We start from the raw sequence: 14,576 nt of genomic DNA on the forward strand, positions 1-14,576 counted from the left end.
CACGTCCAATCGCGGCTGAAGCCGCTCCCACAGGACATCGAGGCAACGGGAACTGCTAACGTTCCGGCATGCCGCTGCCCTGCCCTATCCAGTGATCCGCATCCTGCTCGCCGAAGACCAGGCGATGCTGCGCGGTGCGCTGGCGGCGCTGCTGGGCATGGAAGCCGACATCGAGGTGGTCGGCGATGCCGGCGATGGCGAAGCCGCATGGCGCGAGCTGCAGCGGCTCTCGCCCGACATCCTGGTCACCGACATCGAGATGCCCGGCCTCACCGGCCTGGAGCTCGCGCAGCGCATCCAGCGCCACGGGCTGCCGGTCAAGGTGGTGATCGTCACCACCTTCGCCCGCGGCGGCTTCCTGCGGCGCGCGCTGGATGCGGGCGTGGCGGGCTACCTGCTCAAGGACGCGCCCGCCGAGCACCTGGCCGATGCGCTGCGCAAGGTGCACCGTGGTGGCCGCGCGATCGACCCGCAGCTCGCGCTTGAAGCCTGGGGCGAAGCCGATCCGCTGAGCGACCGCGAGCGCCAGGCGCTGCGCCTGGCCGGCGAAGGCCTGGCGGCCGGCGAGATCGCCACGCGCCTGAACCTCTCGCACGGCACCGTGCGCAACTACCTGTCCGAGGCCATCGGCAAGCTCGGCGTCGGCAACCGCATCGAGGCCTACCGCCTGGCGCGCGAAAAGGGCTGGCTGTAGCGCGGGCAGACCGGTGCGTTCCACTGCGCCGGCTCGCTTGAAGCCTTTGGGCCACGGATCAACGCGGATCAACGCGGATGACGCAAGTAGATATTCCGGGCACGCCTGCAGGGCGGCAGTACGTACCGGCCGTCCGCTGCCCGTGCTTGCGGCCCGGGCAGCACGGGCCGCGAACCTATCCCGCGCATAGTCCCGTTTCGGCCAAGGTCGGCTGACGGAGACCGCCCGCGTCCCTGTTCCAATGCGCTCCCCCGCACCGCTTGATCCGCGTCATCCGCGTTGATCCGTGGCCAACGCTTGTCGCGCGACATCCGCCGCCACGGCGTAGGATCGCAGCCACATCCACTGCCGATGGAGGCCGCCATGACCCGCGTCCCCACCCTGTTCCGCGTCATCGCGATCGCCGGGTTCGCCTGGAACCTCACCGGCGTGGCGATGTTCTTCCTTCAGACCGGGCTCGGCCCCGAGCAGATTGCCGCGCTGCCCGAGGCGCAGCGCACGGTCTACGCGGCCATGCCGTCTTGGCTGGCGGTGTTCTACGGCATCGCCGTGTTTGCCGGGTCGATCGGCTCGCTCGGCCTGCTGCTGCGCAGGCGCTGGGCGATCCCGGTACTGGCGGTGTCGCTGGCCGCGGTGCTGGTGCAGATGAGCGTGCTGTACCTGCTCACGCCGGCCTGGCAGGCCTCCGGCGCATCGGGCGCGGCGATGAGCCTGCTGATCGCCGGCATCGCCGCATTCCTGCTGGTCTACGCGCAACACGCCGCCAAGCGCGGCTGGCTGCGCTGAGGATCAGCCGGCTGCGCGCGCCTTGAGCATGTCCCAGGCCGCGCGCAGGCCCAGCGCTTCGCCGCCGGCCGGACGGCCCGGGCGGGCGCTGTCGTTCCAGGCATACACATCCAGGTGCGCCCATGGCGTGCCCTCGGGCACGAAGCGCTCCAGGTACAGCGCGGCGGTAACCGCGCCGGCCATGCGCGAGCCGGCGTTGGCCAGGTCGGCGATATTGCTGGTGAGATAGCGCAGGTAGGGACGCCACAGCGGCATGCGCCACAGCGGATCGCGCACGCGACCGCCGGCGTCGAGCCAGTCGTCGGCCAGCGCGTCGTCGTTGGCGAACAGCGCCGGCAGGTCGGGCCCCAGCGCGATGCGCGCCGCGCCGGTCAGCGTGGCGAAATCCAGGATCAGGTCGGGCCCCAGCTCGCCGGCCAGCGCCAGCGCGTCGCACAGCACCACGCGGCCTTCGGCGTCGGTGTTGTCGATCTCCACGCTCACGCCCTTGCGCGTGGCCACGACCTCGCCGGGACGGAAGGCATCCGGACCGATCGCGTTCTCCACCGCCGGCACCAGCAGGGTCAGGCGCAGCGGCAGCGCGCGCGCCATCACCAGCCCGGCCAGGGCGATCGCATGCGCGGCGCCGCCCATGTCCTTCTTCATGTTGCGCATGCCGTCGGCAGGCTTGATGTCCAGTCCGCCGGTGTCGAAGCACACGCCCTTACCGACGAGAACCACGTGCGGATGCGCCGCGGCGGCATCGCCATCGAAGCCCCACTGCACCTTGAGCAGGCGCGGCGCGCGATGCGAGGCGCGTCCGACCGCATGGATCGCCGGGAAATTCTGCGCCAGCAACTCGTCGCCGACGATGCTCTCGAAGCTGCCGCCGTGCGCCTCGGCAATGGCACGCGTGACCGCTTCCAGCTCGTCAGGGCCCATGTCCTGGGTCGGCGTGTTGACCAGGTCGCGCACGCGCACGCAGGCCTCCAGCACGTCGACCACCTCGGCGTCAGGCGCGTCCAGCGCAAGCTGCGCCGGCGCCTTGCCGCCGGGCTTGTAGCGGGTGAAGCGGTAGGCGCCCAGGCCCCAGCCCAGCTGCAGCGCCTGCAGTTGTGCCGGTTCAAGCGGGGTGGCCGGCGACCAGTCGCCCGCCGGCAGCGCGGCTGGCGCATGCGCATAGGCGTAGGGATCGAGCCGGTCGCCGACGCCGATCACCGCGCCGGCGATGCCGTCCGCACCCGGCAGCAGCGCATGCGTGCCGGCCGCGGCGTCGAAGCCCTGCGCGTCGAGCCAGGCCTGGATCGCGGCCGGCTGGGTGGCGCGCCACTGCGCGAATCCGCTTGCGTGGACGATGTGCAGCGCACGCGCGGCGTCGCTGCGGGCGGGCGCGCCGCCGGAAGATGTCTTGGTCATCGCACTAGTGTGCCGCGCCGGGGCCTTGCGCATCCAGCCAGTCGGCCAGGCCGGTCAGGCTGTCGAACTCCAGGTCGGGGGGCAGCTCCGGCAGCGGCCAGGCGCGATGGCCGCCCGGATTGTCGTCGCGGCGGATCCAGCAGCCGCGCAATCCCGCGCGCATCGCCCCGGCCACGTCGGTCTCGACGTGGTCGCCCACGTGCAGCACGTCGCCCGGCGGATGCCCCAGCCGCGCGCAGGCGGCGAGGAAGAAGCCCGGATCGGGTTTGCAGGCACCGTGCTCGCAGGCGTGCAGCTGGAACGCGAAATGGCGCTCGATGCCGACCCGCGCCAGGTCGGCGTTGCCGTTGCTCAGCGCCACCACGGGAAGCCGAGCGGCGATGCGGGCGAGCGCGTCCTCCGCGTCGGGATAGAACTCCACCCGGTTGCGCTCGGCGTAGAAAGCCTCGTATGCAGCATCGAGCAAGTCCGGATCGGCGCCGCTGTCGCGCAGCGCGAGTTCCAGCGTCAGCCGCCGCATCCCGCCCAGGTCGTGCGCCAGCTGCGGATGCTCGCGCCAGACGCGCTCGCGCAGCGCGCGCATTTCGGGAATCGGGAACATCGCCGCGGTGGCCGGACTGTGCCTGCGCATCCAGTCATCGAGCACGCGCTCGATGCGCACGCCGATCGGTGCGAACGGCCACAGCGTGTCGTCGAGGTCGATGGTGATCGCGCGAACGGGGAAAGTCACCGCTGCATTGTAGCCGCCAGCGTGCGCGGGGCCGCTCACTCCAGCAGCCGCGCCCAGCCCTCCATCCCGTCAACGCGCGCCAGCACCAGCTTCACGCAGACCAGCAGCGGCACAGCCAGCAGCAGGCCGACGATCCCCCACAGCCAGCCGAACACCATCAGCGCCAGGATCAGCACCAGCGGCGAAAGCGCCATGCGTCGTCCCAGCACGATCGGCGTCACCAGCTGGCCTTCGATGGTGTGCAGCACCAGGTAGACCGCGGCAGGCACCAGCGCCTGCCACAACTCGTCGAAAGTAATGAAGCCGACCAGCAGTATCGCCACCATGCCGATCATCGGGCCCACATAGGGTGCGAAGTTGAGCAGCGCCACCATCGTGCCCCACAGCAGCGCCTCGGACAGCGCGAAGTCCAACAGCACCAGCACACCTGCGAACAGCAGCCCGACCACGGTGTTGATCAGGCTGATGGTGAGCACGTAGCGCGAGACCTCGCGCTCGATCGACTGCAGGATCTCGACGGTGAACTTCTTTTGCTGTCGTCCGGGCATCAGCGCGATCGCGTTGCGCTGCAGGTTCTCGCCATAGACCATGAAGAAGAAGGTCAGCAACACCACGGCCAGCAGCGAGGCCAGCAAGCGCGGCGTCTCGGCGAGCTTGCTGTAGGGATCGTCCACCGCGGTGCGCACCACCTGCGGCTGGCGCCCGGTCTCGCCGCCGGCGGCGCGGGCGAAGTTCTCGGCGGCCTTGTTGGCCTCGTGCATCGGCTTGACCAGCTCGCGCAGCTTCGGCGCGAACTGGCGCATCTCGCGCGGCGCCTCGCGCGCCCAGGCCATCGCCGAGGGCAGCATGTGGTAGGCCAGCGCGCCAGTCACGGCCAGCCCACCGCACAGCACCAGCACGGCGGCGAGGAAGCGTGGAACCCACAGCCGGCGCAGCATGCGGATGATCGGATTGCCGACCAGGGCCAGGAACATCGCCAGCAGCACCGGCAGCAGCAGACCCTGTGCGGCCCAGAGCGTGTAGCCGGCCGCCAGCGTGGCCAGCACCACCAGCGCGGTTGGACTGCGCGGCCGCGGCGAAGGCGCGGGCACCGCGGCTTCGGGCGCAACGACGTCTGGCGCGGGCACGGGGGGCGTGGCGTCGTGGGGCATGGCGGTCTTCGGCGGTGAGGGTCGCGATCATCCGGCGCCCTGGCGCATGGCGACGTGATGGCGGCGAGTCGCAGTGTGGCCCGGTCGGATACTGACTGTCACTCGGATCCGGGCGACCAGGGATTGTCATTCGATCGCAGGGATTGTCATTCGATCGCAGGGATTGTCATTTCGACCGAAGGGAGAAATCTTGCGGACGCGGCTGAAGGAGATTTCTCCCTTCGGTCGAAATGACAGAAGTCCCGGTCGAAATGACAGAAGCCCCAAACGAAATGACAGGAGTCATCGGCGTCAGCCCGACAAAAATGACGCACCTCGGATGCCAGGCCTGATAGATGACAGGCCTTGGCGAGGCAGTCCGATGGCCAGCCCGCCTGCCTAGCGCTCCGACAGCTCGGTCGCGGCTTCCGCCGGGCGCGGTTCGGTTTGCCACTGTGGATCGGCACGGCGGCGCGAATCAGAAGCGCTGGGGCGAACGGGCGACGCGCTCTGCGCTGCGACGCTTGCCGCCCGTGCGATGTCGGCCGTCCCCGCAGCGACAGCGGCACCCGTCCCGATGGCCGTATCAGCTGCGACGTGCGCGGCTACACCCGCTTCGCCGGCAGCGGCTTCGGCAGTGGTCGCCGCATCCTTGGCCTTGAACGAGGCGGCCAGGGTCCACAGGCTGGTGCCGATCTGCACCCAGCGCGATGCGGGCAGGCCAACCACCTTGCGCACCGGCTGCACGCGCCCGACCAGGAAGCCGCTAAGCAAGCCGGCCAGCACGATCCGCGTCGGCGTCCAGCCTTCGCGCCAGGAGGTACGCAGCCCGCGCCACCTGTTGCGGGTGTGCGAACGCTGCAGTTCGAGCGCGCGTTCGGTGTCGTGGACACGCTGGACCAGGTCGTCGAAACGCATCACTCCACTCCCTGCTGCGCGGGCATCGGTGGTGGTGGTGCCGCTTCTTCCTGCGCAGGCTTGCCGCGCAGCTGCGAGAGCTGGCGACGGGTGGCCTGCATGCCCATGTGCTCCAGATAAGCGCGCATGCGCCAGGCGCAGAGGCCGGCGCCAGCCAGGTAGACGACCGCCACGATCAGCAGGCACCAGACCCATTCCAGCCGCAGCGCATGCAGGCCGGCCACCAGCACGCCGGTCAGCAGCAGCCAGGCCGAACTGCCCAGCAGCGCCGCGATCCCGGCCAAGGCCAGGCTGCGACCCACCGCACTGCGAGCCAGCGCGAAATCCGCCGCGGCCAGCCGCCGCAGCGCGCTTGCCGTGCCGCGGGCGGCCTCGACGGTCTCGCGACGCGCGGCGTTGAGTTCGCGCAGGGCGTCGTCGATGCCCTGCGCTTTGGTGCCGTCGTCCGCGCCCGGCGTCGCGCCGGCGCTGGCTGCTTCCGCGCCCACGTCGGACGCTTAGTCGTTGCTGCGGGCGAGCTTGGCGATGATCCAGCCAGCCGCGAAGGCCACGCCGAACGAAGCGATCGGACGCTCGCGGATCAGGTCCGCCGCGCTGTCGATCAGATCCTTGCCCTTGTCCATCAGCGCGTCGACCTGCTCGCGCGCCACGGTGCCGCCTTCTTCCAGCGCGGCGATGCCGGCCAGTGCGGAATCGGCCAGGTCGGCCTTGACCGCCGAACCCCCGGCGCGCAGTTCTTCGCCGGCAGCTGCAGCGGCGCTGCGGACCGCGCCACCCGCGTCGGTCGCGGCGGTCTTGAGGCTGGCACCGGTCTGGCCGAGGTTGCTCTTGAGTGCGTCGGTCGAGGTGGGAGTCATTGCGGTGTTCTCCATGGTGTGTGGGGGCGCTGCGGGGGAGTCCGGCTTGGATGCCGGTCACTCCATGATCAGGTTCCCGACGCGTCCGCCGCGTGAAATCCGCAGCAGCAGCTGCTGCGGGCGCTCGGCCAATGTATCGCGGAAGCCGGCCAGGTCGCGGAACTCGCCGCTGTTGGCGGCGAAGATGTAGTCGCCCTCGCGCAGGCCGTTGCGATACGCGCGCCCCTTGGCGTCGACCTTTTCCACCAGCACGCCGCGCGCATCCGGGTTCTGCCGGCGCACCGCCTCGGGCAGGTCGGACAAGGTGGCGCCGGTGAGCCGATCATCGAAGCTGGCGCCATCGCGCGGCATCGCGCGCAGGCGCGCGCTGATCGTGCGCGGCTTGCCGTCGCGCAGCACCTCCAGCGTCACCGGCGCGTCCAGCGGCTGCAGGCCCTGGAAGTTGCGCAACGACACCGGATCGTCCATGCGCTGGCCGTTGGCCGACACGATCACATCGCCGGTGCGCAGCCCCGCCGCGGCCGCGGCCGAGTCGCCGTGCAGGCGCGTGACCACCACGCCGCGCGGATCCGCCAGGCCCAGGCCCGCGGCCAGGCGCGCGTCCACCGCCTGGGTGTCGATGCCCAGGGTGCCGCGTTGCACGGTGCCGGTGCTGGCCAGCTGCTGCATGATGTTGCGCGCCAGCTCGACCGGGATCGCGAAGCCCAGGCCGATGTTGCCCGCGGCACTGCCGCGCGGATTGAAGCTGGCGGTGTTGATGCCCACCAGCTCGCCGCGCAGGTTGACCAGCGCACCGCCCGAGTTGCCCGGGTTGATCGAGGCATCGGTCTGGATGAAGTTCTGGTAGCCCACGCCCGGCACGTTGCTGCGGCCCACCGCCGAGACGATGCCCGAAGTGACGGTCTGGCCGACGCCGAAGGGATTGCCCACCGCGACCACGAAATCGCCGACTGCCAGCTGGCTGCCGCCGGCCAGCGGGATCGCGGTCAGGCCCTCGGTGGGAATGCGCATCAGGGCCACGTCGGTGTCGGGATCCGAGCCGATGAACTCGGCCTCGAGCGTGCGCCCGTCGGCCAGCGTCACCGACACCTCGTCGGCGTTCTCGATCACGTGGTGGTTGGTGAGTACGTAACCGTTGCGCGCATCCACCACCACGCCCGACCCCAGCGAGCGCGCGATGCGCTCCTGCGACAGGTCCGGGAACATCCGGCGGAAGAACGGATCGTTGCCGAACGGGCTCACCTGGCGGCGCTGCGCGGCCTGCACGCTGACCACCGAGGGCGTCACCCGCCGTAGCATCGGCGCCAGCGACGGCATCGGCTGGCCCTCGACCGCCATCGGCAGGGCCGCGACCATCGGCACCGCCTGCGCCGTGGCCGGTTCGGCCGCCCGCGCCGGCGACTGCACGGCATCGCGGATGACGGTGGCAGCGAATCCGCCAAACGCGGCGGCGGCGGCAAGCACGAGCAGGGTGGGAGCTGGGCGCATGGTCGGCTCGCGGCTGGGCGGTGGGAGCGGTGAAGATGGGCGCGCGGCGCCGCCCGGACAAGCCCGGCTGCGCAGCCATCGCGCCGCACTGCACCACGAAAGGGGCCGGAATTGTCCGTCCGCGACCCTCCATCCAGCCTGAACACGGCGGTTTTCCGTGGCTGCGTCTGTGACCTCGTCCGATCCGCTCCATCGCGGTTGACTTCGCCCTGGGCCGCGCGTAGCTTGGCTCGGCCCTCCACAACATGTTGGGGTTTGGCCTCCAGGCCTATCCCAAGGCGTGGGGTTTTCGGCAAAATGGCGAATCCGCCATCCGATCAACCAGGGGGACGCGCGGATGCCTCTCACAGGGCCACGCAGGGCACCAGAAGCAAGTATCCAGGGGGCGGGCGCGGGCGTTTGACGCGCAAACCGGCCCCGACCGTGTCGGCGTCCTTCGCGGCCCGGCATCGACCATAACAATGGCCCGGGCACGCACCCGGGCCGGTACAGGAGACAGCAGACGCAATGAGTACGGTCCGTCTGGAAGCCGTCAAGACCCAAGCCGAACGGGAGATCCCGATGCAGCCCGCTTCGCAGGACATCTGGGACAAGAAATATCGGCTCAAGACCAAGCACGGGGTGGCGGTGGACGCCGACATCGACGGCACCTGCCAGCGCGTGGCCAAGGCGCTGTCGGAGGCCGAAGCCACGCCCGAGAAGCAGAAGTACTGGTACGACCGTTTTCTCTGGGCGCTGCGCCGCGGGGCGATCCCGGCTGGCCGCATCACCTCCAACGCCGGTGCGCAGGAGCACAAGCCCGCCACCAGCACCATCAACTGCACCGTCTCGGGCACGATCACCGATTCGATGGACGGCATCCTGGACAAGGTCCACGAGGCCGGCCTGACGCTGAAGGCCGGCTGCGGCATCGGCTATGAATTCAGCACGCTGCGCCCGCGCGGCGCCTTCGTCGCCGGCGCCGGCGCGCACACCTCCGGCCCGATGTCCTTCATGGATATCTACGACAAGATGTGTTTCACCGTGTCCTCGGCCGGCGGCCGCCGCGGCGCGCAGATGGGCACCTTCGACGTCAGCCACCCGGACGTGCGCGACTTCATCCGCGCCAAGCGCGAGGACGGGCGCCTGCGCCAGTTCAACCTGTCGCTGCTGATCACCGACGGCTTCATGCAGGCGGTGGATACCGACGCCGACTGGCCGCTGGTGTTCCCGGTGAGCGAGAAGGAGGCCGAGGACTTCGACCTGGCCGACGCCAAGACGGTGGTCTGGCGCGACTGGCCGCACACCGACGGCTACATCAGCCGCGACGACGGCATGGTCGCCTGCAGGATCTACGGCCAGCTCAAGGCCCGGCACCTGTGGGACATGATCATGGTGTCCACCTACGACTTCGCCGAGCCGGGGTTCATCCTGATCGACAAGGTCAACGAGATGAACAACAACTGGTGGTGCGAGACCATCCGCGCCACCAACCCCTGCGGCGAGCAGCCGCTGCCGCCCTACGGCGCCTGCCTGCTGGGTTCGATCAACCTCACCAAGTTCGTGCGCGACCCGTTCACCGACAAGGCCGCATTCGACTGGGACGAATACAAGGAAGTGGTGCGCGTGTTCACCCGCATGCTCGACAACGTGGTCGAGGTGAACGGGCTGCCGCTGCAGCAGCAGCGCGACGAGATCATGCGCAAGCGCCGCCACGGCATGGGCTTCCTCGGTCTGGGCAGTACGGTGACCATGCTGCGCATGAAGTACGGCTCGGCCGCGTCCTGCGAGTTCACCGGCCGCATCGCCCGCGAGATGGCTGTGGCCGGCTGGGAAACCGGCCTGACCCTGGCCCAGGAAAAGGGCCCGGCGCCGATCATGTCCGAGCAGTTCGACGTCACCGCCGCGATGCTGCGCAAGCGCCCGGAGATGGCGAAGGACGGCTGGAAGATCGGCCAGAAGATCGAAGGCAAGGTGCTGCACGCGCGCTACAGCCGCTACATGCAGAAGATCGCCCAGGTCGCGCCCGAGCTTGTAGAACAGCTGGCCGAAACCGGCGCGCGCTTCACCCACCACAGCTCGATCGCGCCCACCGGCACCATCTCGCTGTCGCTGGCCAACAACGCTTCCAACGGCATCGAGCCCTCGTTCGCGCACCACTACAGCCGCAACGTGATCCGCGAGGGCAAGAAGTCCAAGGAAAAGGTCGACGTCTGGTCGTACGAGCTGCTGGCCTACCGCGAGCTGGTCAACCCCAAGGCGATGCCCTTCGCCGAGGAAGCCGACGCGCAGCTGCCGGATTACTTCATCTCCGCCGACGACATCAACCCCAAGGAACACGTCGACGTGCAGGCCGCCGCGCAGGTGTGGGTGGACTCGTCCATCTCCAAGACCGCGAACGTCCCCACCGACTATCCCTACGAAGACTTCAAGGACATCTACCGCTACGCCTACCAGCAGGGGCTGAAGGGCTGCACCACCTTCCGCTTCAACCCCGCCGCCTTCCAGGGCGTGCTGGTCAAGGACGCCGACCTTGCCAACACCACCTACCGCTTCGAGCTCGACGACGGCAGCGTGGTCGAGGTCAGGGGCAACGAGCAGATCGAATACGACGGCGAAACCCACACCGCCGCCAACCTCTTCGACGCACTGAAAGAGGGTTATTACGGAAAGTTCTGACGGCTGCCGCCGCAGGAAGGGTCACGGCAAGTTCTGACGGCCTGCCCTTCCGCTGTGCTCCCTCCCCCGCCCGCGGGGGAGGGCCGGGGTGGGGGCCCCAGGCCGCCAAACCCCCACCGCAGTCCTTTCGCACCACGTTCCCGGGCCCTGCCCACCCCCCGATTACCGAAGCAGCACCTGACAAGGACCAACCCATGAGCAAGCGCCAACGGGTCAACGGAACCCTGAGCAGTGCCGCCGGCGCCCTCGCCGTCACGGCGAAGGACATCGGCAAGACCGTGGTCGAGCGCACCGGCAAGGTGGTGAAAGCAGCGAAGAAGACCGCAGCCAAAGCCGAACGGGCCGTCGTCCAGACCGCCACCAAGGCCAAGGCCGCCGTCAGCAACGCCAAGGCGAGCGTCGGCAAGCGCATCGAGGCCACCAAGCAGTCATTGGCCGAAACCAGCGCCGAGGGCCGGCGCGAAGCAGCCGCACTGAAGAAGCGCGCCGCGGCCCGCAAGCGCGCCAACGCCAGCAAGGCTGCGGCGAAGAAGGCTGCCACGCCGGCCAAGGCGCCGGCAAAGAAAGCTGCCAAGAAGACCGTCAAAAAGGCCGTTGCCGGCGGCACCGCCGCCTCGCCACCTGCCAAGACCGCCGTGGCCAAGGCGCCGGCGAAGAAGGCGCCGGTGAAAAAGGCGGCCAAGCCGGAAGCAAAACCGGCGGCGAAGAAGACCGCCGCCCGCAAGACCGCCACAACCCAATAGCCACACCCGCCATCCACTTCCCCCAGCAGCACCGCAACACCAGGAACCACGCAATGGCCGTCAAAATCGACAAGAAAATCACCGGTTACGCTGTCGTCACCCCCGAGGAGAAGGCCGTCGCCGTCGCCGCCGTCGCGCGCGAGAAGGCCGAGGCCGAGCTGCCCAGGAAAGCCGACATCATCCAGATGCACGAGCGCATCGAGCGCCCCGAAGTGCTGATCGGCAGCACCTACAAGATCAAGTCGCCGCTGGTCGAGCACGCCATGTACGTGACCATCAACGACATCGTGCTCAACGCCGGCAACGAGCACGAGCACCGCCGCCCGTTCGAGATCTTCATCAACTCCAAGTCGATGGAGCACTTCCAGTGGATCGTCGCGCTCACCCGCATCATGAGCGCCGTATTCCGCAAGGGCGGCGACGTGACCTTCCTGGTGGAAGAGATGAAGGCCGTGTTCGACCCCAAGGGCGGCTACTTCAAGGCCGGCGGCGTGTACATGCCCAGCCTGGTGGCTGAACTGGGCAGCATCGTCGAGGACCATCTCAAGTCGATCGGCATGCTGCACGACCCCGAGATGAGCGCCGCGCAGAAGGCGCTGATCGCCGAGAAGCGCAAGCAGTACGAAGACCGGTCAAAAAAAAACAGTGATGTAGATGCGACGCCGGAAGACCCGGGCTATCCGGAGCCGGTGGAAGACATCGCGGTGACCGGCGACGGCACCAGCTTCCCGCCCAGCGCGACGATGTGCCACAAGTGCAGTACGAAGGCGCTGGTGATCATGGATGGGTGCGCGACTTGTTTGAATTGTGGGTATTCGAAGTGTGGGTGAGGGGCTAGGGATGATCTGAGTCAATCTAATCCCGCCTACTTTTTGATCCTAACTGTCGGTGGGAGGGTAAGGGATGGCCAAGGGGAATCCACTTTCGGCTTTCGCGCTAGTACAAGAGGAATACGAGAAGTCGGGCGATCCCATTCGCGGCCTTCGCCCCATCTTCGCCCCCCTCCTCACTGACAAGAAAGGGGAGCCTTATCGGCCTGATCTGTTTGCCGAAGAGTTTTCGACAACCTACGGCATTCAGATGTCCACCTTCGTGGCGAGTGCTCTCGCTGACCGACTTGTGGAGATCGGCCTCCTTGCAGATGGGCCGGCACGGAGAACGGAGCGAGATTATGTCGTGGCGCAGTTTGAATGGGCGCCCGAGATCGTGGACGAAGAGGAGATCGACGAAGTACTCGAGCTATTCTCTGAATGGGCTGGCGGAAAGCTCGCCGACATCGGGAAAGCTCAGGAAAACTCTCAGCTCTCCGATGCATTTCTAGAGCGCGTAGCGCGCCCGGAGTTTGTTTCAATCTTCGTAGATGAGGATACTGAGAAGAAGAAGGGACGTCTTCGCCGACTACTGGGACTAAAGTCGCTGACGCAGGATCTGCCAGACGACAAGTCTCTTGACTATCTCGTCTCCGAATTCGTGCTCACGTGCGCGGAACGAGCGCCAGAAGTCTTTCTCGTCATTGCGAGAATCGCCCAAGGCGCCCTGATGGCTGATGCGGTGGCCGGCTTGGCTGCTCCCCCGGGATCTGCGATGCCAGACCCCCCGCTCAGAGTTGTGCTTGACGGTCCACTGATCATGGACCTGTTAGACCTGAATACTCCCGAACAACGCATCTACGCTACTGATCTGTTAGAGATGATCAAGGCCGCGGGCCTACGGGCGGCCGTCTTTGATCACTCCTTAGAAGAGGCGAGACTGACGATTCGCAGCACCGTGGGTGCAGTTAGACGCGGCGATGCTTATGGCCCACTAGCTCAGCGGCTTAGAACAGAGCCTTCGCATAGCACATATGCGACGATGGTCGCCGACAGCCTGGAAAGCAGATCTGCGGAAATTGGCATCACCGTACTTCGCTCTGATGTATATGGGGAGGCTAGGTTCAAAAGGTACTTTCCGGATGAGCGCGAGGATCAGATCAGAAATGCCATTGGCGACCTACACCAACATGTGGATGCCCGGATTCGAGACGCTAAGAGTGTCGCCACAGTTGCGAGATTGAAACAGGACCGGGTATATCCCGCGTCCCTGCTAGAAGCGGGATCGATATTTGTTACGCGGAATTCGGTACTCGTGAAGCGAGTCAATCGAGTGCTTGCCATAGGCAAGTCCGAGGCAGTCCCGCGTTTCTGCATTGCATCCGACAGCCAGTTCGCGGGTTTCATGTGGTTTACGTTGAAGATCGACGGGTCGAGCCTTTCACAAAAGAGATTGATAGCAAACTGTTCATCGGCAATTGTCCCGCGCGCCGACTTTGTGGGCCGCATGACTACAACTCTTGAGAGGATGAATCCCGCACTTGTCGATGAGTTCTCCGCATTGATGACGGACCGGCGCGCAAGCATGTATGCAATGCGATCTACCCTTGGCGATAATGATGCCGTCAACCCTGAAACGTCCATTCGGTCACTCATGGATATGAAGGAGGCACTGGTTGAGCCAGAACGTCAGCGAGCGACGCTGGCAGAACAGCAGGTCGCAACCCTAAAGAGGGAGGCCTCTGAAGAGGCATTTAAGGGAAAGCAAGCCGTCGTCACGATGCAGGATTTGCTCGCAGAGACGCAGCAGGTTTTTGACAGTCAATTGGCACAACTGGCGTTCGACCTACAAGATAGAGACAGGAAGCTAGAGGAACACCAAAGTCGAAGCGAAGACGCCAGGTTACGAAAGCTGCAGAATTTATCTGTAGCCATTCACGGTCGTAACCAAAAGGTTGATCGTGCGGAACGGGTAATTGTAGTCGCGAGTTGGGCAGCTATCGTTCTGGTTACGACGACTTCAATTCTTTTACCCAACTATCACGCTTGGTGGTTCCGGGTCGCCCTGCTTTTTCTCTATCTCGCCGGACTTCCCTTCTTTACGAAGACACTTCGCAAGCAGGCCAGAACGTTTGCGGAGTACATCTATCGAGACCGCGCTATGTATATCCTCGGCCTCCAAGAAGCATTGGGACCGGAAGAACAACCAACCAGGAATGGTGTGAGGGACTAAAAAGCAAAGAACGGGGTCAGGGTGGGGTGGAGTGACCCCGGCTTTTCGGACAGTGGACCTAGGGCACATACCCCAGGCGATTGAACCGCTCTTCGTATTGGGCGGGCGATTGGTAGTCTAGAGCCGAGTGCATGC

The 14,576-nt window shown here is 66.8% G+C and carries 13 protein-coding genes; 6 read left to right on the top strand and 7 right to left on the bottom strand.

The features are described 5' to 3' along the window. The first annotated feature begins 91 nt into the window (after nt 1–91). Both ACW5EG_RS16645 and ACW5EG_RS16650 read left to right on the top strand, forming a co-directional pair. Complete coding sequence (locus ACW5EG_RS16645; protein WP_457022403.1) at nt 92–694, top strand: response regulator; 603 nt, start codon at nt 92–94, stop codon at nt 692–694. 363 nt (nt 695–1,057) lie between these two features. Next, entirely contained in the window at nt 1,058–1,480 is a 423-nt protein-coding gene (locus ACW5EG_RS16650) for a hypothetical protein (protein WP_457022405.1), read from the top strand. A gap of 3 nt (nt 1,481–1,483) precedes the next feature. Here ACW5EG_RS16650 and ACW5EG_RS16655 read toward each other — a convergent pair whose 3' ends face one another. From ACW5EG_RS16655 to ACW5EG_RS16685, 7 genes are all read right to left on the bottom strand, one after another. Beyond that, nucleotides 1,484–2,875 carry a leucyl aminopeptidase family protein gene (locus ACW5EG_RS16655; protein ID WP_457020142.1) on the bottom strand — a complete coding sequence of 464 codons (1,392 nt, stop codon included), beginning with the start codon at nt 2,873–2,875 and terminating at the stop codon, nt 1,484–1,486. A gap of 4 nt (nt 2,876–2,879) precedes the next feature. Further along, nucleotides 2,880–3,605 carry an HAD family hydrolase gene (locus tag ACW5EG_RS16660; RefSeq protein ID WP_457020143.1) on the bottom strand — a complete coding sequence of 242 codons (726 nt, stop codon included), beginning with the start codon at nt 3,603–3,605 and terminating at the stop codon, nt 2,880–2,882. Nucleotides 3,606–3,640: 35 nt separating this feature from the next. Then, entirely contained in the window at nt 3,641–4,756 is a 1,116-nt protein-coding gene (locus tag ACW5EG_RS16665; RefSeq protein WP_457020145.1) for an AI-2E family transporter, read from the bottom strand. Between the two features lie 378 nt (nt 4,757–5,134). Then, a complete protein-coding gene (locus tag ACW5EG_RS16670; RefSeq protein WP_457022407.1) occupies nt 5,135–5,653 on the bottom strand; it encodes a hypothetical protein in 519 nt (172 codons plus the stop codon). Continuing rightward, complete coding sequence (locus ACW5EG_RS16675; protein ID WP_457022409.1) at nt 5,653–6,141, bottom strand: phage holin family protein; 489 nt, start codon at nt 6,139–6,141, stop codon at nt 5,653–5,655. Before ACW5EG_RS16675 ends, ACW5EG_RS16670 begins: the two co-directional genes overlap by 1 nt. A gap of 9 nt (nt 6,142–6,150) precedes the next feature. After that, nucleotides 6,151–6,510 carry a hypothetical protein gene (locus ACW5EG_RS16680; protein WP_457022411.1) on the bottom strand — a complete coding sequence of 120 codons (360 nt, stop codon included), beginning with the start codon at nt 6,508–6,510 and terminating at the stop codon, nt 6,151–6,153. 57 nt (nt 6,511–6,567) lie between these two features. Continuing rightward, entirely contained in the window at nt 6,568–7,998 is a 1,431-nt protein-coding gene (locus ACW5EG_RS16685) for a Do family serine endopeptidase (RefSeq protein WP_457020153.1), read from the bottom strand. Between the two features lie 507 nt (nt 7,999–8,505). Here ACW5EG_RS16685 and ACW5EG_RS16690 point away from each other — a divergent pair. The 4 genes from ACW5EG_RS16690 to ACW5EG_RS16705 all read left to right on the top strand — a co-directional run bounded on the left by ACW5EG_RS16690 (nt 8,506) and on the right by ACW5EG_RS16705 (nt 14,441). Continuing rightward, a complete protein-coding gene (locus ACW5EG_RS16690; protein WP_457022413.1) occupies nt 8,506–10,656 on the top strand; it encodes an adenosylcobalamin-dependent ribonucleoside-diphosphate reductase in 2,151 nt (716 codons plus the stop codon). 194 nt (nt 10,657–10,850) lie between these two features. Next, nucleotides 10,851–11,399 carry a hypothetical protein gene (locus ACW5EG_RS16695; protein WP_457022415.1) on the top strand — a complete coding sequence of 183 codons (549 nt, stop codon included), beginning with the start codon at nt 10,851–10,853 and terminating at the stop codon, nt 11,397–11,399. Nucleotides 11,400–11,452: 53 nt separating this feature from the next. Further along, nucleotides 11,453–12,229 carry a TSCPD domain-containing protein gene (locus ACW5EG_RS16700; protein ID WP_457022417.1) on the top strand — a complete coding sequence of 259 codons (777 nt, stop codon included), beginning with the start codon at nt 11,453–11,455 and terminating at the stop codon, nt 12,227–12,229. 73 nt (nt 12,230–12,302) lie between these two features. Next, nucleotides 12,303–14,441, top strand: a complete 2,139-nt coding sequence (locus tag ACW5EG_RS16705) for a hypothetical protein (RefSeq protein WP_457022419.1) — start codon at nt 12,303–12,305, stop codon at nt 14,439–14,441. Nucleotides 14,442–14,576: the final 135 nt, after the last annotated feature.

This window comes from Luteimonas sp. A611, from assembly GCF_054072715.1.

Bases quoted from the DNA above. Each gene is read 5' to 3' on its own strand.
- ACW5EG_RS16665 (WP_457020145.1), bottom strand. From the start codon at position 4,756: ATGCCCCACGACGCCACGCCCCCCGTGCCCGCGCCAGACGTCGTTGCG.
- ACW5EG_RS16705 (WP_457022419.1), top strand. From the start codon at position 12,303: ATGGCCAAGGGGAATCCACTTTCGGCTTTCGCGCTAGTACAAGAGGAA.
- ACW5EG_RS16695 (WP_457022415.1), top strand. From the start codon at position 10,851: ATGAGCAAGCGCCAACGGGTCAACGGAACCCTGAGCAGTGCCGCCGGC.
- ACW5EG_RS16680 (WP_457022411.1), bottom strand. From the start codon at position 6,510: ATGACTCCCACCTCGACCGACGCACTCAAGAGCAACCTCGGCCAGACC.
- ACW5EG_RS16700 (WP_457022417.1), top strand. From the start codon at position 11,453: ATGGCCGTCAAAATCGACAAGAAAATCACCGGTTACGCTGTCGTCACC.
- ACW5EG_RS16690 (WP_457022413.1), top strand. From the start codon at position 8,506: ATGAGTACGGTCCGTCTGGAAGCCGTCAAGACCCAAGCCGAACGGGAG.
- ACW5EG_RS16650 (WP_457022405.1), top strand. From the start codon at position 1,058: ATGACCCGCGTCCCCACCCTGTTCCGCGTCATCGCGATCGCCGGGTTC.
- ACW5EG_RS16655 (WP_457020142.1), bottom strand. From the start codon at position 2,875: ATGACCAAGACATCTTCCGGCGGCGCGCCCGCCCGCAGCGACGCCGCG.
- ACW5EG_RS16670 (WP_457022407.1), bottom strand. From the start codon at position 5,653: ATGCGTTTCGACGACCTGGTCCAGCGTGTCCACGACACCGAACGCGCG.
- ACW5EG_RS16685 (WP_457020153.1), bottom strand. From the start codon at position 7,998: ATGCGCCCAGCTCCCACCCTGCTCGTGCTTGCCGCCGCCGCCGCGTTT.